A 22,078-nucleotide genomic window follows, 5' to 3' on the forward strand; every position below is an offset into this window, starting at 1 on the left:
AAAAACAATGCCCCTTGGCAATTGACACCCACTAGGCCGATTCGTAATATAGCGCTTAGTCGGTCTGTAGCGCAGTCTGGTAGCGCACTGTCATGGGGTGTCAGGGGTCGCTGGTTCAAATCCAGTCAGACCGACCAATATTTAAGCCCGCCGTTCATCGAACGGTGGGTTTTTTCGTGTGTGCGCATTAAAGGCGGTTACTTCGCTTGCCGCCCGACAAATGCCGCAACCACGGTATCTTCGCCGCGTTGACGAGAAAATACATAGGCCCCCGCTTGGGGGATGACTTGGTGCGTACCTGCCCCAATCGCCGGATGATCTTGCCTAAACTGGCCCACTTTACGCCAATGGTTTAGCAAATCTGTTTGCATATCATTGCGCTGCCATATCATGTCTGAACGGGTACCTTGATGGAAATCGTCTCCGTAAGGGCCCAAGTCACGCCCAACTTCATCACCATAGAACACTTGTACCGCACCAGGCGCCAGCAACAGTGCGTTAGCGGCACCACGCTGCATGCTGGCGTCTTTAAAGCGACTGAAAAAAAGCTCAGTATCATGGGACGACATATAGCTTACCGGAATGAAATCGCCCTCTTTTGCCATGGTGTCAGCATACGCTTGATAAGTGTCTTGCATTTCACTGAGGCAATACGCTCCCTTGTCCATCTGCTTTTGCAAATCGAAATTAATCAAGGCATCAAAGCCTTGGTCAAAATAAGGGCTGCGATAAGCACGGTGGCCCCACACTTCTCCCATCATCCAAAACGGCTCTCCCGTTTTGCCATGCTGATGCCGCCACGTCTCTAACGCCGCAGAGGCTTGCGATTTCAATGCTCGCCATACTTCGCCATCAACATGCTTGACCGTATCCACCCGAAAGCCATCAATACCGAAACGCTCTACCCATTGGGTTTGCCATTCCAGTAAGTAATCACTCACGGTATAGTTATCGCGCGCTTCAACGCGGGTACCTGGGTTGTTGAGCAACCATTGCGGTGGCGTCACTGGCTGATCGGATTCCGTTTTAAAGTCGGGTAGCCCAGCCAGTGTCAGGGTTTTATCACTGCTGCCGGGCTGATCATAACCAGGTAACCCAGCTCGCACCCAGTCTTTGCCCCACCATTGGTGCCAGTGGGTGCTCTTGTAGTCAATGGCCTGATGGAAGTCATGCCAACTTTGCCCCTTATCGGGCTGCCAATCTTGCCATTTTTCTGGCAACTCAGCGTCATTGACGACATTAATCCCATCTTGTTGTAAGTCCGCGAGCGTGGCATAACCTGGGTGGTTAACCACAGCGTCAAGAAACACTTTTAGGCCGCGCTGGTGCGCTTCATCCACGAGGGTTTTGAGTACGGTGTCATCACCAAAGTTTTTGTCTACTTGGGTAAAGTCACGTGACCAGTAGCCATGATAGGCATAAAAAGGAAAGCTGCCCTTGCTCCCACCGCCAACAAAGCCATGGACTTGCTCGACGATCGGCGATAACCAGATCACATCTGTGCCGAGCGACTGGATATAATCCAGTTTATCGATCACCCCTTGCAGATCTCCGCCATGAAAGGTGCCAATGTTCTGTGCGTTATCTTGATGGCGTCCATAACTGTGATCATTGCTCGGATCGCCATTATTAAACCTGTCCACCATCACAAAATAGATATTGGCATTCCGGTAGCTAAACGTAGGAGAAGGCGCGTCAACCGGGGCTAAGAGTACCAAGCCACCACTGTTCGGTGCCGGCGTCAGCGTGACACTGTGATCCTTTACACGCACCACCTGGCCACTGAGCGCTTCTTTTAGACGGGTCCCTTCGGCAAAGCTATCGCCCAGTTGCAGAGTAACCGGCCCGCCTTGATACTGCTGGCATTGCACATCTGGCAAAGGCCGCTTAAAGGTCGAGGCCGTCTTTTTTGGCTCACGCTTTACCCGTAATGTGCGCGTATCCGCTTGATAATAAAAGCCATAGTCACCAGCAAAGCGAATGGTGAGATCAAAGGTGCTGGCCGTATCGCACTCAAGCGGTATCGGCGTATTAAACTTGGCTTTGTTTGGCGTATCGGCTTGGCAGTCCCCCTCAACGCCATCCACGGTGATTTGGTAAGTGTTCTTTCCCAATGCGAAGACCGCTGGTGCGTCTACATCAAGTGGTTTATCAGCTTGTGTGGTTGAGGTGGTCACCGTGATATGAGGAGAGGCTGCGGCTGTCATTGAGAGCGACGCGGCTATCGCGATAGCGAGCCGCTGCCAAGTAAATACAGGGGTCATGATCGTGCTCCTTGCGATTTTCTTTTAGGGTAAAAAACCCGCAAGCGATTGACATCATTCCTGCGTCTGCGCCCTAAAAATGTGAGCCATGACCATCCAAGGATGAGTCAAGTCAGTCATTGCTCTGTTTAATCGGCAACAGTTTGATCAGCAACAGCATGGTGAAACATCAATCATTCTCCACACCCAAAAGCTCGCCAATATCGGCAGCAGGGGCTGGACGACGATATAAATAACCTTGTCCAAAGGTGCAGCCAAGCTCATGCAGTATGGCTTGTTGATGTAGCGTTTCAATCCCTTCCGCCACCACGCCGATCCCGAGACTATCCGCCATCGCTATCATTGCTGAAACAATGGCAACCTCTTCTTCGTCTGGCGATTGGCTTTGAATATCTTTGATAAAGTGACGGTCAATTTTTAGCTTCGAGATCGGATAACGTTTTAGGTACGCCATGGACGAATAGCCGGTACCAAAATCATCGATCGCTATCCCAACCCCCTTTTCACGCAACTGTTCGAGAACACGTAACGCATTGGCTTGGTTTTCGATCAAGGTATTTTCTGTGATCTCTAACTCTAAAAAGCGCGGATCCGCGCCGGTTTTATCTAATGCCTCAGCCACTACTTGGACAAAAGTGACGTCAGCAATGTTACGGGGAGAGATGTTTACGGCCATGGAGATCGGCGCACCCGCATCATGCCACGCTTTTAATTGCTGGCAACCGGTTTCCACCACCCACCGGGTAATATCATGAATGATTGAGCGCTCTTCCGCGACTTCGATAAAATGAATAGGAGACAGCAAGCCACGTTCGGGATGATGCCAGCGCAGTAACGCCTCGACACCAATGATTTGCCCCGTCACCAGATCCACTTGTGGCTGATAATAAAGCGCCAGTTCATTGTTTTGTACACATTGGCGTAACTCCACCGCTAAACGTAGCTTATGGTTGGCATTAATGGTTAACGCATCATCATAGAACGCATAGGTATTGCGGCCCGACTTTTTGGCGTGATACATGGCTGAATCGGCGAACGTAAGGAGCTCTTCGGTACTTGACGTATCGTCTGGGTATTGCGCAATACCTATGCTTACCCCAATTTGTGCATCAATGCCGCCATCGAGGACAAACAAACGGTTCATGGCATGGATCACATCTTCTGACAAGCGAATACACGCGGTGTCATCAGTGTGAATCAAACGAAGAATGACAAACTCATCGCCCCCCAAACGTGCCAAGGTGTCGCCTTCCTCAAGCAAGCCATGTAAGCGATCACTCACCAACTTCAACAACTCATCGCCCACCGCGTGGCCATGGCTGTCATTGACGAACTTAAATTGGTCGAGATCCAGAAACATCAAAGCGATCTGATTGCGCTGAACGGACTGCATATTCATCGCTTGACGAACGCGGGACGTTAACAACAGACGATTCGGCAGCTCGGTTAACGAATCATAATGGGCTAAATCAATCAGTTTTTTCTCTGAATCTTTAAGCTTGGTGATATCCGAGAACACCCCAATATAATTAACCACATTATCAGCCTCATCTTTCACCACGCTGATAGAGAGTAGCTGGGGGTACACTACGCCATCTTTGCGTCGATTCCAGATTTCGCCTTTCCACCGTCCGTGGTCAGCGATTTGTTGCCACATTTCATCGAAAAACGATTTGTCATGACGTCCAGAGTTCAAAATGGCCGGCGTGGCACCAAGCACTTCTTCCTCATGATACCCGGTAATCGCACTAAAGCCACCATTTACCGTCACGATCCTTCCCGTCGCATCGGTAATCAGCACCCCTTCACTGGACTGCTCGAAAATTTTTGCATTCAGCATCAGCTTTCTCTCTACTTCAAGACGTTCTGACACATCATGAATCACAGAAAAAAGCAGCTTGGCATGACCAATGGTGATCGGTGAAGAATGAACTTCCACTTGCCGCACCTCACCACTTTTAAGCCGATGTGAGAAGATAAAACAATTTTTCGCGCGCTGTTGTGCCTGCGAGAGGCTTTCTCTGAGGACACTATCGGTTTGGGTATTGATATCACTGATCTGCATCGACGTTAGAGCAGCATGGTCATAGCCATAGAACTGCTGCGCACTATCATTGGCATCAAGAATATCGCCCGTTTTCGCATCGAGGAGCATCATCACCGCATCGTGACGTTTAAAAATGCTTCTAAAGCGGTAGCTATCATCCACCACACGCCCGATCGATTGGGCAAAACTGCGCCCCGCATTGTAACGGCCATACAGGCCACCCAGCCAAAAAAGCAAAATAATTGTACCCACAACCCAGACCGTGGGGTGAGGATGCAACCCTTTCCACCCCGATTGCGGTACGCCCAATAAACGCCAATCCCCCGACGGCAAATTGACCGTAACCGTCTCGGGCGACTGGCTCAGTACTGAGGTGTCACCATAAACCGTCGTGAATACTGATTCTGATTCGCGTTTTTCTTGTAATACCGCGCGGACAGGATAGTTTTCGCCTTGCTTAAAACTGGCGGAGAACAAACCATCAATATCTAACACCGTGGATAACACCCCCCAAGGCAGACCGGTGTTTTGGTTAACGATTGACTGCCTGGCAATCAACGCCGTCCCGCCTTGTATAAGCTCAACAGGGCCAGAGATGACCGGCTGCCTCGAGCCATAGGCGGCACGAACACTCTCTAGTTGCTCGGGAAGATCACGATAATCAGCGCCCAATACCGAGTCCTCGAGTGTATTGGGATAAACGTGACTGATCACCCAGTTTCGCGCCGCGCCAAAATTAAGAATATGGGGCGTTTTATCTCTAAGCTGGCCGGCAAAGCGGGAAAAATCCTTTTGGTCCAAATCCGGATTAAGGCTGATGTAGGTGGCAAGCCCGTGGCTTAAATCCAAATTCTGTGTCACTTTCAGCTCAATACGAGAGCGATAGGCCAGCAGCGCACGTTGCACTTCTTTCACCTCTTGGTCATGCGCTTGCTGGTAAAGCCAAAACTCCACCGAGACCACAGAGAAAGCAAAGACCATGATGGAAATAAGCACATTATAAACAAACCCCACTCGCGCGGAGCGGCGCGCAACTTTATCAAGCGCGGATGGAACAGCTTGCTGCATGACGTGATATAACCTTATTTCGCAGGACTAATAGGGCGAAAATAACCAAACTTCAGGTGTAGGACGTGATTATAAAGGGCGTGAACAGATTCGCCAGTATTACTATTAGGTTTCACAACATTGCGCATAAACAGTATGCTTGATGGGGCTTTTCTATCAAGCGGTTACCCCTTTCACTCAAGGTAACCACACCAACGCAGCGATGCAAAACAAGGAGTGTGCATGGCAATGACCCTCGAGTATGGTCTGCTACTGGTCAGCTTAGGACTGATCGCGGGGATCATTAATACATTGGCGGGCGGTGGCTCGAACTTGACCTTACCTGCGTTAATGGTGATGGGCATGCCGGCTGATGTCGCCAATGCCACCAATCGCGTGGCAGTGTGGTTACAGTGTGTATCTGGCATGTCAGGCTTTCGCCACCACAATAAGTTGGAGACACAAGACATTATCCCCGTTTTACTCCCCAATTTACTCGGTGGCCTTTGCGGCGCATTAGCTGCTGCTTGGCTACCGGCAAGCTGGGTGAAACCCTTGTTGCTTGGCACTTTGCTGACCATGACGCTAGTAATGCTGATCAAACCCGCGACCTTTGACCCTCCAGAGGGAACACCCACGAAGCGCGTTAAAGATACCCCCATGGCTTGGTTGGGTCTCTTGCTGGCAGGCTTCTATGGCGGCTTCGTGCAAGCCGGGGTAGGATTTGTACTACTGGCAGCCCTGTGCGGTACACTGCACTATGATCTAGTGCGTGGCAATGCGCTCAAGCTGGCCTGTACGCTCGCCTTCACCAGCTTATCTTTAGTGGTGTTTATTGCCGATGATCTGGTGCGCTGGGTACCAGGGCTGATTTTAGCCATTGGCACCATGTTGGGCGCACGAGTGGCCGTTCGCTTTGCCATTTCAGCTAACCCCAAGGTGCTTAAAGGCTTCCTGTTTGTGATGACACTGGTTGGCTGTATTGCCGCTTATGCGTTCTAACAGGTCACCTTGTACGTTTGCTCGCCACATGCTTCACATGCAAGCTGTCGCCATACTGGTGGTAATATGGCGTACCGCTCCAACAACATTATTTTGCGGCTTTGCGTCTCGCTTTCGTGGCGCGCGCTGATGTCGCCGTTGACTTTGTATTAGCCGCCGGCTTTGCTTTCGCTGTCCGTTTTCGGTAGCCGGACGTGCGCCGCCCTTTACGCGCGAACGATTTAGTGGGGGCGGCTGGCAAATCGCTTAACGAGGCCGGTGGGGGCGATGTTTTTACGGTTTCAATTAAGCCTGTCACTTGTGCCGTTAATTCTTGCATAAAAGGGTGATACGCACACTGACGATCCGCCATATCTTGCAGTTGCCGCTCCCAATCGGCGGTCATATCCGGATAGGTGGCACTGTCTGGCAGCGCCGCGATAAGCCCTTTACCACTGGCGCTAGCGTGCAAAGTTTTTCCTTGCCGCGTTAATAAGCCACGTTTCACCAATAACTCAATAATACCGGCACGGGTGGCTTCAGTGCCTAAGCCGTCGGTCTCGCGCAATATCTCTTTCAGCGCTTTGTTTTGTACATAGCGACCAATGCCTGTCATCGCCTGCAGCAGCGTGGATTCCGTAAACGCCGCCGGCGGCTCTGTCATGCAATCTTTAATCTCACCGCGTTCACAGCGTCCTTGTTCGCCTTTCTCCATTAGTGGCAAGGGGGCCGCGTCGCTATCTGCGGTGTTATTTGTCGGCAACAAAGCACGCCAGCCGGCATGCGTCAGCACCTTCCCTTTGGCAATAAAACACCCACCTGCGATATCAAAGATGAGCTTCCCTTCTGCGTATTCAGCGGCCGGGTAAAACTGCATCACGTATTGGCGCGCGATGAGCTGATAAACCTTGGCTTCATCGGCTGACAAGCTTGTCGGCGCGACTTTCGCCGTAGGAATAATCGCATGGTGAGCCCCTACTTTACTGTCGTTCCATGCCTTCCCTTTGCGCTTAGCATCAGCCCCCTCACATGCCTGGCTAAGCGTCTCACAGCCTTGCTTGATGGCACCGAGTATCTTATTCGCCTCGGCGAAGTGGCCTTTGGGCAAATAGCGACAGTCTGAGCGCGGATAAGTGATCAGTTTGTGGCGTTCGTAAAGCTGTTGGCACACATCCAGTGCTTTTTGCGCACTAAAACCAAACCGCTTTGAAGCGTCAATTTGTAGTGCCGACAAGTTGTACGGCAACGGCGCGGCCTGTTTACGTTGCTGACGCTCCGCTTCAGTGACGGTCGCGGTTTGTCCTGCGATGCGTTGTGCGACGTTTTCTGCCAAGGGACGAGACAGGACGCGTCCCTGTTCATCTTGCCACTTTGCGCACGCTTCACTAGGCTGCCAACGTGCCCGTATCTCTCCCTCTGGATGAGCAATGATCGCATCCAGTTGAAAAAACGGGTGAGGTACAAAACTGTCTATCGCCTGATCACGGCGCACCACCAGTCCTAACACTGGCGTTTGCACACGTCCAACCGATAACACGCCTTGGTAGCCGGCCTGTTTCCCTAACAAGGTATAGGCACGAGACAGATTCATTCCATACAACCAGTCGGCGCGTGAACGCGCTAAAGCCGATACGGACAGTGGCATGTAGGCTTTGTTATCTTGCAGTTGCGCGAGGGCTTTCTTCACCGCAGAAAGGTTTAAGTCACTGATTAAAAGGCGCTTAATGTTAGCTTTTTTGTTGGCACTGACCTTGGCGTAGTCAATCACTTCATCAACCAACAACTGTCCCTCTCGATCGGGATCACCCGCGTGCACCAGTTGATCAAACTGCTTGATCAGTTTTTTGACGACAGCCAGTTGCGCCGCGGCGGCTTGACGAGGACGGAGCTGCCATTTTTCAGGCACAATCGGCAGATCAGCCAGATCCCACTTTTTATAGCGGCTGTCATACGCATCCGGCTCAACCTGCTCTAACAAATGGCCGATACACCAGGTCACTACATCGCCTTGAGCGGTCTCGATGTACCCTTTGTGATTTTTGTGCGGTTTAGGCAGTCCCGCCGCAATCGCGCGCCCGAGACTGGGTTTTTCCGCTATAAACAATCGTGCCATGACAAAGCCTTTTTAACCGTCGCTGAGCGCATGGTATGCAAAGGCCGATCAGGGCGCAATAAAAAACCTGTACATATGCACAGGTTTTTTTTCGAGGTAAACGCGATTTATCCTAGTTTACAGGTAGGTCACAAACTTACTGGATTCACGCTTCGGAGCATTAGCTGGTGCGCAATCAGGCGTCCCCAAGTATAAAAAGCCGACAATCTGATCGTCACCTTCTACCGACAGCGCTTCGCGCACAGCAGGATGATAAGCAAACGCGCCAGTGCGCCAAAACCCTTGAAAGCCCTGCGCGACAGCGGCCATTTGCATCGCTTGTGTGGCACATCCCGCCGAAATATGTTGCTCAATGGTAGGAACCTTATCGTGCGGACGCGTGCGGGCAATCACTGCCACCACCATAGGCGCTCGAAGCGGGGCGTTACGCGCTTTTTCAACCGCCGCCTCATCCGCGCCATTGGTTTGTGCGGCGTCGGCAAGAATAGTGGAAAGCCGGGTGAGCCCCTCACCTTCGCAGATCACAAATTGCCACGGCGTCAACGCGCCATGATCAGGGGCGCGCAGCCCTGCTTGAATAATGTTTTCAAGCACGTCACCGCTCGGTGCGGGCGCGGCGAGACGCGGTATCGAGCGGCGCTGTAAGAGCAATTCAAGTGCGTCCATGATTCATCCTTTTTACCGTTAAACGGCCATGTATAACTCGGTGATCACAGGTTAACACAGCCTGAAACGGATAAAATCGTGCAAAGTGTATGGATTTAGAGCGCCAACGCCGTTTCAATCCCTTGGCGAATCGCACGCTTCGCATCAAGCTCGCCCGCATGCTCTGCCCCACCAATTAAGTGATAGGACAGATTAGCTTGTTTCAACTGCTCTGCAAGCTGATTAACCGACTCTTGCCCGGCACACAAGATGATCTGAGTGGCAGGAATCAAGTGCGCCTCGTCTTTGATACTCACATGTAGTCCCTCATCATCAATTTTGTGATAGGTCACCCCCCCCACAAGATTCACGCCCCGTTTTTGCAAGGTTTTACGATGGATCCAGCCAGTGGTTTTGCCCGGCCCTTTGCCAACTCGGCCTTCTCGGCGCTGTAATACCCAAACCTGCTTATCGCTATGGGTCTCATGGCCAGGATACAAGCCGCCTTCGTGGCTAATGGTTTTATCGATGCCCCACTCTTTGAGCCAATCATCCAAGCTTTGATCCTTGGGCTCGGTGATCATGGTGGCAACATCCACTCCAATGCCTCCCGCGCCGATAATCGCGACATGGCTACCCAAGGCCGGGTTGTCACGAATAAAGGTTTGGTAGTCAATCACCTTTGGATGCTCGATCCCTTCAATCGCAGGGCGGCGCGGTTTCACCCCTGTCGCCACCACAACGTCATCAAAGGCACTTAATGTATCCACATCCACTGTTTGATTGAGTTTGACTGTCACTCCCGCTTTTTCCAACCTTCGGAGGTAATAGCGAATCGTTTCTTTAAACTCTTCTTTTCCTGGAATGGCCATCGCCAAATTGAATTGCCCGCCTAGACGATCCGACTTTTCGAACAAGGTCACATCGTGGCCGCGTTCGGCCGCCTCGGTGGCACAGCTAATCCCTGCCATGCCACCCCCAATCACCGCCACCTGTTTCACTTGCCGGACCGGTGTGGCGATCAGTTCGGTTTCGTAACAGGCTTTCGGGTTCACCAAGCAACTTGCCCGTTTTCCTTTAAATACGTGATCAAGACAGGCTTGGTTACAAGCAATACAGGTATTAATATCATCCGGCTGCCCCGCCTTGGCCTTGGCGACAAACTCAGCGTCGGCCAAAAAGGGTCGCGCCATCGACACCATATCCGCCTGCCCGCTGGCCAAAATCGATTCAGCGACCTCAGGCGTATTAATGCGGTTACAGGTCACCAAGGGCACCGACACTTCACCTTTTAATTTTTCCGTCACCCAGCTAAACGCACCTCGTGGTACCTGAGTAGCAATGGTGGGTACACGGGCTTCATGCCAACCGATCCCCGTATTGATAATGGTCACGCCCGCTTGTTCAAGGCCCTTCGCTAAGGCAACCACATCCTCGAAGGTATTGCCTTGCTCAACCAAATCCAGCATCGATAGGCGGAATATCACGATAAAGTCATCGCCAGCGGCCTGACGCACCGCGCGCATCACTTCAACGGCAAAGCGCATTCGATTTTCAACCGTTCCGCCCCACTGGTCGTAACGACGGTTGGCGCGGTGACAGAAAAATTGGTTAATGAGGTAGCCTTCCGACCCCATGATCTCAACGCCATCATAGCCCGCTTCGCGGGCAAGCGCAGCACTACGCCCAAACGCTTTAATGGTACGCCAAATCGCCCGCTCACTCATTTCAAACGGAGTAAATTTACTGATGGGGGCGCGAATGGCTGATGCACTTTGCGCGAACGGATGAAAGGCATAACGTCCCGCATGCAAAAGCTGAAGCGCAATTTTCCCGCCATGAGCATGAACCGCTTCCGTAATGGCACGATGTGCACGTGCCGCGCGTCCAGAGCTAAACTGGGCGCTAAATGGCGTCAAGCGACCGCGAAAATTGGGCGAGAAGCCACCCGTCACAATCAACCCTACATCGCCTTTCGCACGCTCGGCGTAGAAGGCCGCTAGCTTTTTAAAACCATCGTTTGCTTCTTCAAGCCCAGTATGCATAGAGCCCATTAGCACGCGATTTTTTAGGGTGGTAAACCCAAGATCGAGGGGGGCTAGCATGTGGGGATAAGGGTGCTGTTCCATTGCTTGCTCACTTATTGTTTTGTGGTCTGACCAGACTATAGCGCTGACAGACACGTGATTTCAAACATTCGTTTACAAGTTAGCAACATGGTATCGCGATTTATGATCTGGGTAGGACTTTCACCCAGTATTGGCGTATATCGATAATCGCTCGCACCTATCGCTCTTGGCTCTGATCAGCTAGGATATCAGCGACATGCACCGATGGACTCAAGTATGAAAAAACTGTTCCGCTTTATTGCATCCCTTTTTAAATGGCTGTGGCGTGCGCTCAGTTTCGCGCGGCAGCTTTTGTTAAACGTCCTTTTCATAGGCGTCATTGTTGCCATCTACTTTGCGCTGACGTCGGAAACCCCCTTGACGCCAAAAGACGCTGAATCGGTCAAGGTCGCTCAATCTGAGCCCGAGCCACGCGCCCTCTTGCTGAACATTGATGGCCCGATTGTTGAGCAGCGTCAACGTATTAGCCCAATTGATACGCTATCGCGCAACGCGCTCGGTCAACCGGTTGAGCGTGAAAATGTGTTGTTTGACATTGTCGACACCGTGCGCCATGCCGCCACTGACGAGCAGGTCAATGGGCTTGTGCTCAGCTTGGGCGACATGCCGTCCACCAGCTTGACCAAGCTGCGGTATATCGCCAAAGCCATCAATACCTTTAAAGAAAGCGGCAAACCCGTGATCGCCATTGGCGGCACCTATAGCCAAAGTCAGTACTATTTAGCTAGCTATGCTGATGAGGTGCTAATGTCGCCTGATGGCATGGTGATGCTGCAAGGCTATGGTAGCTACAATCTGTATTGGAAAGACTTACTCGATAAGTTGGACGTCTCTACCCATGTGTTCCGTGTGGGGACCTATAAATCGTTTGTCGAGCCTTACACGCGCAACAACATGTCTGATGCCGCCCGCGAGGCGAATCAAGCCTGGCTGTCTCAGCTGTGGCAGGCGTATGTGAGTGATGTCGCCAAGAACCGCGGTATCCAAGCCGATATGCTCTCTCCCAGCGCTGAGCAACTGCTCACGCGATTACGCCGTTTCGAGGGTGACTTCGCCGCATTGTCTAAGGACGTTGGAATCGTCGATAAATTAATGACGCGTCAGCAAATCCGTCGCTATCTCGCCGATAAGTTCGGGAGCGATGGCAAAGACAGCTTTGAATACACAGGTTATTACGATTACCTGCCGAAGATACAAAGTGGCTTTAGCTTGCCGGGCAACAATAACATTGCTGTCGTCGTCGCCAGCGGCCCCATCATGGACGGACATCAACGTCCGGGGACGGTGGGTGGCGATACCACCGCGGCAATGCTTCGCGATGCGCGCCTAGACAACAGTGTTAAAGCCGTCGTGCTGCGTGTTGATAGCCCGGGTGGCAGCGCTTTCGCCTCTGAAGTCATTCGCAATGAGGTAGACGCATTACGTGAGGCCGGCAAACCTGTCGTGGTATCGATGTCGAGCGTGGCCGCCTCGGGGGGATATTGGCTATCGGCCAGTGCCGATAAAATCATTGCCCAACCTACCACGATCACAGGTTCGATTGGCATTTTCAGCCTATTCACCACCTTTGAGAACACGCTGGATGATCTCGGCGTGCAGTCTGATGGTGTCGGCACCACGCCGTTTGCCGGTGTGGGACTGACTCGTGCGCTCCCTGACGAGGTGGGAGACATCATGCAACTTGGCATTGAGCACGGTTATCACCGCTTCCTCTCGGTCGTCAGTCACCACCGCAATATGTCGATGGAAGAAGCCGATCAGGTCGCGCAAGGCCGCGTCTGGACGGGACAAGACGCCCTGAACCTCGGCTTAGTGGATAAGCTGGGTGACTTTGACGATGCGGTATCAACAGCCGCCGATCTCGCAGAGATTGAGGACTACCAGCTCGATTGGATGCAACAGCCACTCACTCCCTTTGAGCAATTTATTAACGACGTGCTCGGACAAGGTGCGAGTGTGCTTGGCAAAACCGTCCAGGCGAGCATGCCATCGATCGCTCAACAACTGGCGTCGTCACCACAGTGGCAGTCATTGACCTTGTTGGAAAAATTCAACGACCCCCAAGGGCGTTACTTATTCTGCTTGAACTGTCAATACCAATAAAATCGACTCGCCCTGACCCTACAGTCAGGGCTTTTTCCTGTTTTTCTTCTATTCTGTGTGTCGCTCGGTGTTATCGATGTAATCGTTACATGTATACTGTGCTCACGCTCATTTAATGCAGATTTGACATGATGGAACGTAAACACATTTATATCGCTTACACGGGTGGCACGATCGGCATGCAAAAGTCCGATCATGGGTATGTCCCTGTGTCTGGTTTTCTGCAACAACAGTTGGAGAAGATGCCCGAATTCCATCGTCCAGAAATGCCGCTTTTTACTATTCATGAGTACCAACCACTCATTGATTCATCGGATATGACGCCAACGGATTGGCAACGGATTGCGGACGATATTGGCGACAATTATCACAAGTACGATGGCTTTGTGATCTTACATGGTACCGACACCATGGCTTACACTGCGTCAGCCCTGTCGTTCATGCTGGAAAACCTAGAAAAACCCGTGATCGTGACCGGCTCGCAAATTCCGATTGCAGAGTTGCGCTCAGACGGGCAAGCCAACCTACTCAATGCCCTTCATATTGCCGCTAACTATCCGGTGAATGAGGTCACTTTGTTTTTCAATAATCAGTTATTACGTGGTAATCGCAGCACCAAATCCCATGCCGATGGCTTTAATGCCTTTACTTCGCCTAACCTGCCTGCGCTGCTTGAAGCCGGCATTCATATCGAAGTAAAAGCAGATAAGCTCAACCAGCCTTCCGCCGGCCCTTTTAAGGTGCATACCATCAATGATCAACCGGTTGCAGTGATCATGATGTATCCCGGCATCTCACCGGACGTGGTAAGAAACGCACTCAAGCAGCCAGTGAATGCCATGATTTTGTTAACCTTTGGGGTGGGCAACGCGCCTCAGCACCCCGAACTGCTGGACTTGCTCAAACAGGCCACCGATCGGGGTGTCTTGGTGCTTAACTTGACCCAATGTTTGGCAGGACGCGTGAATATGGGCGGCTACGCAACAGGCTGTGCATTGGCTGATGCCGGTGTGTTGAGCGGCTATGACATGACGCCAGAGGCGGCGTTGGCAAAGCTTCATTTCCTGCTGAGTCAGTCCTTGCCGTTTGAGACCCTGCGTACCTTGGTACAAAAAGATCTCCGCGGAGAACTCAGTTACTACTAGCTTGTTACTGTTTCACGAATCTTTCAGTGTGTGACTTCGGCAAGGTTGCCGGCGTTTTTATTTGCTAACGTATACGAAGGGGTAACCATACTGTTGGTCGTCATTAAAAGGAGCGCATAATGAGGGTATTACATGGTGACTCGCTGTCGCCCCATACGCGAAAAATCGCGCTGGCGCTGAGGTTAAAGCATTTAGACTATCAACTCGCCCCCACTTCCCCTTTCGAGGCACACGAGCGCGTCATCCACCACCCTCCGATGCAAACTGTGGTCGCACTCGCCGAGTCATCACATACCATTTACCAAGACACAGTGATTACGGCCTACCTTGATGATGCCTACCCTGATCCGCTGCTCTATCCAGGCAACCCCACCCATCGCGCCCAGATCCGCTGGGTTGAGTGGTTTTGTCGCTATCAGCTCGATCCCTTAATCACAGATACCTTGTTTTACCAACGGGTGGTACGCGGGCATATTTTAGACAAAACGGTCGATCATCAGGCCGTGAACCAAGCTCTGCAAACATTACCCGCCTGCTGTCAATATTTAGGCGAGCAAGTAAAAGCAATGCCCACCCAGACGGTGACGATGGCAGGTATCAGCGTGTGGAGTCTGTTTCGTTGCGCAAAAATGGCAGGGTTGGTGCTGGACGACCGATTCGCGGCGCTGAGTGATTACCTCTCAGCTCTCGACCAACACCCCTTGTTCGATGCCTATGCGCAGGAGGAAAATCATCAACTAACGCCGTTTTTCGCCAGCCCAATTAGCCTAGCGACCACCTAGGTACCAGCATGCTAATGGCCGATTCAATGATAGACGCGGCCATCGCCGTGATCGCTGAGCTGTGCGCGCTAATGTTTAGTATTGCTGTCTTGAGTCGCCACCTCAATCCGGGCTTCATCTGGACGGGCAAACTCACGTTTTAGTTCCGCTTTCGATTTCCAGGTCACATTGCCCCCTTTTGCGACGGTCATGTGCTGGGGCTGGCTGTTATGACGTGATTGATACAACATCACGGCTTGCAAGGCTTGGTCGCGTTGCGCTTGGTTCAAGCTGGTGCCGTCCGGCCATTTGCCCGTCTCCACGGCATAACACAACCGATCATACACTTCAGGCGTCATTGCTTTTAAGACTTGTTCAATATCCATGATTACCTCTTGGCGATCCTCATTAGGCTATTATGCCTGAACTGGGTGGGTGGACGGCATGCTTGGTTCAGTGCGCTTTATCACGCTTTAGACCATCAACTACACTAAAAGATCACGTATACTCATCGCAACTGACTCAGGATACGATAAACCATGGATTTACGATTACTCATACGTTGTTTTTACCCCTTGGGGTTAATTGCGAGTGTACTGCTTCTCACTGGCTGTGAAGGCGAGCCCACCACTAATCAAGTCTGTGAAACCCACCCAGAGCTATGCGCAGGATTAAACACCGGTGATGGACAATGCCGATTTGAGCGCTCTGATCTGATTTTTGATCGCTTATCTGTCTATCAAAACCCCAGTGATTTGAATAAGCTTACCGAGCTAAAACAAACCAAAGTCTACCTTCGCTGCATGGAGCTGGTTGCCGAAATAGAGCCCACCACCTTAAAACAGCGCAAAACCAAGCGCACCGAAGCGGTGTATCATGCTTACGACGCGATTGAACGGCTAGAGGGCGAACTGAAAGACTCTTACCAGCCACCCGTGATTTACTATCGCTGGTCTCAAGGCGACAACAGCGCGTTACCGCAGTTTTTAAAGCTAGAGGGAACACGACATCTCGAAACGCCACAATTACAGCTGGGGCTTGCCACCTATTATGTGTCGCGCAATAAAGCGAAAACAGTAGAGATCCTGCGCCATGCGTTAGAACTGTATGATGGTGACGATGAGACCGTTCGCAAAGCGGTGATCCCAGAAGCCATAAAGTCACTGGCGACCACTAATCATGCGCTAAAACGCTTTGAACATGCTTATTTATGGGCAAAAGTGGGGGAAAGTTACAACCTGCCGATTGCGCGCGGTGATCGCCTATCGCGACTTTACCCATTGACCGACGCACAACAAAAAAACCTACAAACCCTTGCGTTTGAGATTGCCGCCGCGATTGAAGATGGTGAGTTTGAAGCGACCCTGTTGCAACCACTTGATAAAGGGAACCACGCCTCATAACACAGCCTCTTTTAGTATAACGCCTGCGCATCACCCTCACTGGTGCGCGGTGCGGGAAACCGACTTCCTGCCGTTCCACCGTCTCGCTTGTCATACCAGTTTAACTTTCACGATCGCGGTTCTGCTTCTACGCTAACAATTACCAGCGGTCGCTCCGTGTCTGCAGCCGTCGCATTAATCGCACGCGGTTAAAGCGCATACAGACATGGCGGCAAGGGGTCAAATGTTTAGGCGATGTAAAAAAAATCCGTACTTTTTTTTGACTTTAAACAATTTTGGCTGCGATTACCCTTGCATGGCGGGGTCCTATTCTGTAATTTTACTACCAGTTTCATCTCACTAGAAATTAAGTTGTGGAGCAACATAATGACTATCAAAGTAGGTATTAACGGTTTTGGCCGTATCGGCCGTTTCGTATTCCGTGCATCTGTCGAGCGTAACGACATCGACGTGGTAGCAATCAACGATCTTATCGACGTTGAGTACATGGCTTACATGCTGAAGTACGATTCAACCCACGGTCGCTTCAACGGCACAGTTGAAGTAGAAGGTGGTAACCTTATCGTTAACGGTAAAACCGTACGCGTCACTGCAGAGCGCAACCCAGCAGACCTTAAGTGGGATGAAGTGGGTGTTGACGTTGTTGCTGAAGCAACCGGTATCTTCCTCACTGACGAAACCGCGCGTCAACACATCCAAGCGGGTGCGAAGAAAGTGGTTCTAACCGGCCCATCTAAAGATGCGACGCCAATGTTCGTTATGGGTGTTAACCACAGCGATTACGCGGGTCAAGACATCGTTTCTAACGCGTCTTGCACGACTAACTGCCTAGCGCCAATCGCGAAAGTACTGAACGACAAGTTCGGTATCGTATCTGGCCTAATGACCACCGTTCACGCCACCACTGCAACGCAAAAAACCGTTGATGGTCCGTCTGCGAAAGACTGGCGCGGTGGCCGTGGTGCGTCTCAAAACATCATCCCATCTTCAACCGGTGCTGCAAAAGCGGTTGGTAAAGTATTGCCAGTACTAGACGGCAAACTGACTGGTATGGCGTTCCGCGTACCAACTGCCAACGTTTCTGTTGTTGACCTGACTGTAAACCTTGACAAAGCAGCGTCTTACGACCAAATCTGTGCAGCGATGAAAGAAGCGTCAGAAGGTGAGCTGAAAGGTGTTCTAGGTTACACCGAAGATGCCGTGGTTTCTCAAGACTTCATCGGCGAAGTACAAACGTCTGTATTCGATGCTAAAGCAGGTATCGCACTGACTGACAACTTCGTGAAAGTAGTTTCTTGGTACGACAACGAAATCGGCTACTCAAACAAAGTATTGGATCTGGTTGCACACATCGCTAAATAATGCGCATGTAACCCTATTCAAGTTAAAGGCGGCCATTGGCCGCCTTTTGTTTATCAGGCCCATGACTCGCGACCACGCTGTCTGTGAACGTGTCTTCGATAACTGATTAAGGAACACTTACCCAAGAGGATCAGGCTATGACTTCTCCCACCCTGCATGTTGAACGTCAACTTTCTGCATCTGTCGATCTCTGCTATCGCCAGTCCGTCCCGATTCTTCGTGTTACTCACCCTGCGTGTTCAGCCACTATTAGCCTATTCGGCGGACACCTCATCACCTTTGCCCCTGCAGGTGAAAAGTCACTGACTTGGATGAGTGATAACGCTATCTACGATGCCAACACCCCATTACGAGGCGGCGTCCCCATTTGCTGGCCATGGTTTGGTCACACCGGGCAACCTTCTCATGGCTTTGCTCGCCGTCAAATGTGGCAGTTAGCGAACATTGAAGAAACAGCGAAAGGCGTCACTATTCAACTGCAGTTATCCGACTCAGACGCCTCGCGAGCACTATGGCCACATTGTTTTCATGCAACGGTGACCTTTACGCTAACTCATCACGCCGACATCGCCTTAACGGTGACCAATACAGATCAACACCCTTGGGCCATGGGTGGCGCCTTGCACAGCTATCTTGCGGTAGAAGATAGCGAGCAAGCGAACGTGGAAGGGCTGGGTTGTCAGTATCTTGATAACTTTGCGGCAGGCAAGGCCGTGCCAGCGACGGGGAAAGTGACCTTCGAGGAGCCGGTTGATAGGATTTATACGGGGGCTGACAACACCCTCACTGTCACCGACCCGATGGGAAACCGTCGTCTCAAAGTCAACAATCAAGGTGCAAGCAGCGCTGTTATCTGGAACCCGGGTCAGGCGGCGTCCATTCAGATGGCGGATATGGACGATAACGGGTACCTCAAGTTTGTCTGTGTCGAAGCGGCGATTGAACAACCCACACAAGTCGTCCATCCAGGTCAAAGCTACACGTTAGCAACCCAGTTAATGGATGAGCGCCACTCAAGCTAGACGGGCGTAACAGGCCGCCTTATACCCAAGCGGCCTGTTTTAATGGCTAACAAGGCTACATAAAAATGTAGTTAACCCCTAAGTAGCCCGAGGCGGCAGTCGATTGATCCACCATTGGGCTGTTCGCTATTTCATCATCGAGGTTGGTATAGCGCACGCCACCAAGCAGTTGGATGCGCTCAGTCAGCATGAAATAGCCACTGGCACCAACAAAGTAATGACCCGCAGAGCCTGGCTCATACGCCTCAATGCCTGAAACACGCGATGCTTCAGTGGCGCTGACCCCATAAAGGTGCTTATTTAGCTCATGGCTATTGTAGGCATACCCTACTTCCGGAGAGACGCCCCAACGCGGGTGATTAAATCCATATTTCCAACTCACTTCGCCATATACCCCGTCCCTATCATGGGTCACGCCTTCGCCAACAGCCGCCTGAAAACGTCCGATAGGTGAATGATATTGGTAGGCCAGCGCTGCCACAATCGATGCATCGCGCTTGTCGAGCTGGCTCAATTGCGGATCGTCAGTATCTGCAGGATCAAAGCGACGTGGATCATAAGTGGCAGACAAAACAAGGTTATGGGTCGAGCCTTTCGGCGCCAGTCGCGCGCCCGCCGTCAGGCCGCGAAAATAAAAATGGTCAGTCTCAACATTGACCGTCGGCACGACCAGCGGATCGGTATCCGTGTCTTTATAGACCTGAGGTGAAAATGCGCCTATTACGCCAGCAGAGACACGATTCTCAGCGTAAGCACTGCTGGCGGTTAGCATCAGGGCGCAAGCGATCCAAGCCGTTTCTCTCGCTATGTTCATCATCTATTCCCTTCTTGTTTGACGGCTGGCAACCGTCAGCCTAATCGCCCTAACTGGTAAAACTATCACTGTTAGCATACCTCACTAGCTTGAACGCCAGCTGTCAATATCTTGACAAGAAAAGCGTACGGATCCGGCAACAAAAATTATCGAAAAAACAAACAATTCTTTCACGCAAAATCGGCAAATCAGGTCTAACCTTATCGAAAGGAAAGGGATCATTCAGCCAATTTTGCACCTTTTCTTTTTGAGTTATTAGACGATTTAGGGGGCAGGACCATGACTATTTTCGATCACTATCGTCAGCGTTACGAAGAAGCGAAAGACGAGGAAATGAGCCTTCAAGCATTCTTGGATCTTTGCCGAGAGGATCGCGGCGCGTATGCCAATGCGGCAGAGCGTTTGCTGATGGCGATTGGCGAGCCAGAAAAAATTGATACCTCGCTTGATCCGCGACTCAGCCGTATCTTCTCCAACCGAGTAATTTCCCGCTATAAAACCTTTGAAGACTTTTATGGCATGGAAGACTCGATTGAGCAAATCGTCTCTTACCTCAAGCACGCCGCCCAAGGTTTGGAAGAGCGAAAACAAATTCTCTATTTACTCGGGCCTGTCGGCGGGGGTAAATCATCCTTGGCCGAGAAACTAAAGAGCTTGATGCAGCAAATGCCTATCTACGTGCTGACCGCGAACGGCGAACGTAGTCCCGTGAACGATCACCCATTTTGTCTGTTTGATGCCGAAGAAGACGGCCATTTACTCGAGAAAGAGTATGATATCCCCCACCGTTATATTCGCCATATTATGTCACCTTGGGCGGCGAAACGGTTGAAAGAGTTTGGTGGCGATATTAGCCAGTTTAAAGTGGTGAAACTGCGGCCATCGATTCTTAACCAAGTCGGGGTAGCAAAAACCGAGCCTGGGGATGAGAACAACCAAGATATCTCGTCCTTGGTGGGTAAAGTTGACATCCGTCAGCTCGAACACTATTCACAAGATGACCCCGATGCCTACTCCTACTCCGGTGCGCTGTGTCGCGCTAACCAAGGGATGATGGAGTTTGTGGAGATGTTTAAGGCCCCGATTAAGGTGCTCCACCCACTGTTGACCGCGACCCAAGAAGGTAACTACAACGGCACCGAGGGCCTGTCAGCACTGCCGTTTGATGGCATCATTCTCGCGCACTCAAACGAATCTGAGTGGCAATCGTTCCGCAACAACAAAAACAACGAGGCTTTCCTTGACCGTGTCTATATCGTCAAGGTGCCCTATTGCTTGCGGGTGTCAGACGAAATTCGAATCTACAACAAGCTGCTGTCTTCTAGTGAGCTACGCCATGCGCCTTGCTCCCCCAGCACCTTAGATATCTTAGCGCGCTTCTCTGTGCTTTCACGACTAAAAGATCCTGAAAACTCGAGCATTTATTCAAAAATGCGCGTGTATGATGGTGAAACCTTGAAAGATACGGATCCTAAAGCCAAGTCCTACCAAGAGTACCGTGATTTTGCCGGTGTTGATGAGGGCATGGATGGGCTATCGACCCGTTTCGCGTTCAAGATCTTGTCGCGCGTCTTTAACTTTGACCACGCCGAAGTCGCCGCAAACCCGGTGCATCTGTTCTACGTGTTAGAGCAACAGATTGAACGAGAGCAGTTCCCGCAAGAGATGGCAGAGCGCTACCTTGAGCACTTAAAAGGCTACTTGATCCCTAAATATATCGAGTTTATCGGCAAAGAAATTCAAACCGCGTATCTCGAGTCCTACTCAGAATACGGGCAAAATATTTTTGACCGTTACGTCACCTATGCCGACTTCTGGATTCAAGATCAAGAATTCCGCGACCCAGATACTGGCCAGTTGTTTGACCGCTCAGCACTCAATGCTGAATTGGAAAAAATCGAGAAACCGGCGGGCATCAGTAACCCGAAAGATTTCCGCAACGAAATCGTCAACTTTGTCCTCCGTGCACGCGCCAATAATGAGGGTAAAAATCCGGCATGGACCAGCTATGAGAAACTGAAAACCGTCATTGAGAAGAAGATGTTCTCTAACACCGAAGATTTGCTTCCAGTGATTTCCTTCAATACCAAAACCTCGAGCGAAGAGCAGAAGAAACACGACGACTTTGTCGCTCGTATGATGGAAAAAGGCTATACCCGCAAGCAAGTTCGCTTGCTCGCAGAGTGGTATTTGCGCGTGCGTAAATCATCGTAGCCCACGGGCTGACGCAGATGACGGGAGA

At 51.2% G+C, this 22,078-nt stretch carries 15 protein-coding genes and 1 tRNA gene; 9 read left to right on the forward strand and 7 right to left on the reverse strand.

The window, feature by feature from the left end; all coding sequences use genetic code 11:
- The first annotated feature begins 60 nt into the window (after positions 1-60).
- A tRNA-Pro gene (locus C7A19_RS09940) sits at positions 61-137 on the forward strand.
- Between the two features lie 60 nt (positions 138-197).
- Here C7A19_RS09940 and C7A19_RS09945 read toward each other — a convergent pair.
- Positions 198-2,264 (reverse strand): alpha-amylase, encoded by a 2,067-nt coding sequence (locus C7A19_RS09945; protein ID WP_077521122.1) that lies wholly within the window; start codon positions 2,262-2,264, stop codon positions 198-200.
- Positions 2,265-2,433: 169 nt separating this feature from the next.
- A complete protein-coding gene (locus C7A19_RS09950; protein ID WP_116644816.1) occupies positions 2,434-5,379 on the reverse strand; it encodes an EAL domain-containing protein in 2,946 nt (981 codons plus the stop codon).
- 222 nt (positions 5,380-5,601) lie between these two features.
- Between C7A19_RS09950 and C7A19_RS09955 the strand changes: the two genes are divergently transcribed.
- Positions 5,602-6,360, forward strand: coding sequence for a sulfite exporter TauE/SafE family protein (locus tag C7A19_RS09955; protein WP_116644817.1), 759 nt, complete (start codon positions 5,602-5,604; stop codon positions 6,358-6,360).
- 88 nt (positions 6,361-6,448) lie between these two features.
- On the opposite strand, the gene C7A19_RS09960 is transcribed toward C7A19_RS09955, so the two are convergent.
- The 3 genes from C7A19_RS09960 to C7A19_RS09970 form a co-directional block, all read right to left on the reverse strand.
- Entirely contained in the window at positions 6,449-8,452 is a 2,004-nt protein-coding gene (locus tag C7A19_RS09960; protein ID WP_116644818.1) for a DNA topoisomerase III, read from the reverse strand.
- Between the two features lie 117 nt (positions 8,453-8,569).
- Positions 8,570-9,118: an NAD(P)H nitroreductase gene (locus C7A19_RS09965; RefSeq protein ID WP_116644819.1), complete on the reverse strand. Its 549-nt coding sequence runs from the start codon at positions 9,116-9,118 to the stop codon at positions 8,570-8,572.
- A 95-nt stretch (positions 9,119-9,213) separates the two neighbouring features.
- Positions 9,214-11,226 (reverse strand): NADPH-dependent 2,4-dienoyl-CoA reductase, encoded by a 2,013-nt coding sequence (locus tag C7A19_RS09970; RefSeq protein WP_116644820.1) that lies wholly within the window; start codon positions 11,224-11,226, stop codon positions 9,214-9,216.
- A gap of 216 nt (positions 11,227-11,442) precedes the next feature.
- Between C7A19_RS09970 and sppA the strand changes: the two genes are divergently transcribed.
- From sppA to C7A19_RS09985, 3 genes are all read left to right on the forward strand, one after another.
- Entirely contained in the window at positions 11,443-13,329 is a 1,887-nt protein-coding gene (sppA, locus tag C7A19_RS09975) for a signal peptide peptidase SppA (RefSeq protein ID WP_077673762.1), read from the forward strand.
- A gap of 131 nt (positions 13,330-13,460) precedes the next feature.
- On the forward strand, positions 13,461-14,474 hold the full coding sequence (gene ansA, locus C7A19_RS09980) for an asparaginase (RefSeq protein ID WP_069362070.1): 1,014 nt from the start codon (positions 13,461-13,463) through the stop codon (positions 14,472-14,474).
- 119 nt (positions 14,475-14,593) lie between these two features.
- On the forward strand, positions 14,594-15,256 hold the full coding sequence (locus C7A19_RS09985; RefSeq protein WP_116644821.1) for a glutathione S-transferase family protein: 663 nt from the start codon (positions 14,594-14,596) through the stop codon (positions 15,254-15,256).
- 68 nt (positions 15,257-15,324) lie between these two features.
- Here the strand turns inward: C7A19_RS09985 and C7A19_RS09990 are convergent, their stop codons facing one another.
- Entirely contained in the window at positions 15,325-15,621 is a 297-nt protein-coding gene (locus tag C7A19_RS09990) for a DUF1315 family protein (protein ID WP_077484771.1), read from the reverse strand.
- A gap of 153 nt (positions 15,622-15,774) precedes the next feature.
- Between C7A19_RS09990 and C7A19_RS09995 the strand changes: the two genes are divergently transcribed.
- From C7A19_RS09995 to C7A19_RS10010, 3 genes are all read left to right on the forward strand, one after another.
- Positions 15,775-16,638, forward strand: a complete 864-nt coding sequence (locus C7A19_RS09995; RefSeq protein ID WP_116644822.1) for a DUF2989 domain-containing protein — start codon at positions 15,775-15,777, stop codon at positions 16,636-16,638.
- A 366-nt stretch (positions 16,639-17,004) separates the two neighbouring features.
- Complete coding sequence (gap, locus tag C7A19_RS10005; RefSeq protein WP_069362025.1) at positions 17,005-18,000, forward strand: type I glyceraldehyde-3-phosphate dehydrogenase; 996 nt, start codon at positions 17,005-17,007, stop codon at positions 17,998-18,000.
- Between the two features lie 137 nt (positions 18,001-18,137).
- The gene (locus C7A19_RS10010) at positions 18,138-19,022 is read left to right on the forward strand and encodes a D-hexose-6-phosphate mutarotase (protein ID WP_116644823.1); all 885 of its coding nucleotides are present in this window, start codon (positions 18,138-18,140) and stop codon (positions 19,020-19,022) included.
- A gap of 55 nt (positions 19,023-19,077) precedes the next feature.
- On the opposite strand, the gene C7A19_RS10015 is transcribed toward C7A19_RS10010, so the two are convergent.
- Positions 19,078-19,839 (reverse strand): MipA/OmpV family protein, encoded by a 762-nt coding sequence (locus C7A19_RS10015; RefSeq protein ID WP_116644824.1) that lies wholly within the window; start codon positions 19,837-19,839, stop codon positions 19,078-19,080.
- A 276-nt stretch (positions 19,840-20,115) separates the two neighbouring features.
- Here C7A19_RS10015 and C7A19_RS10020 point away from each other — a divergent pair, with 276 nt between their 5' ends.
- Positions 20,116-22,050, forward strand: a complete 1,935-nt coding sequence (locus C7A19_RS10020; protein WP_069362028.1) for a PrkA family serine protein kinase — start codon at positions 20,116-20,118, stop codon at positions 22,048-22,050.
- Positions 22,051-22,078: the final 28 nt, after the last annotated feature.

The organism is Salinivibrio sp. HTSP (genome assembly GCF_003390965.1).
Classification (GTDB): Bacteria; Pseudomonadota; Gammaproteobacteria; order Enterobacterales; family Vibrionaceae; genus Salinivibrio; species Salinivibrio kushneri.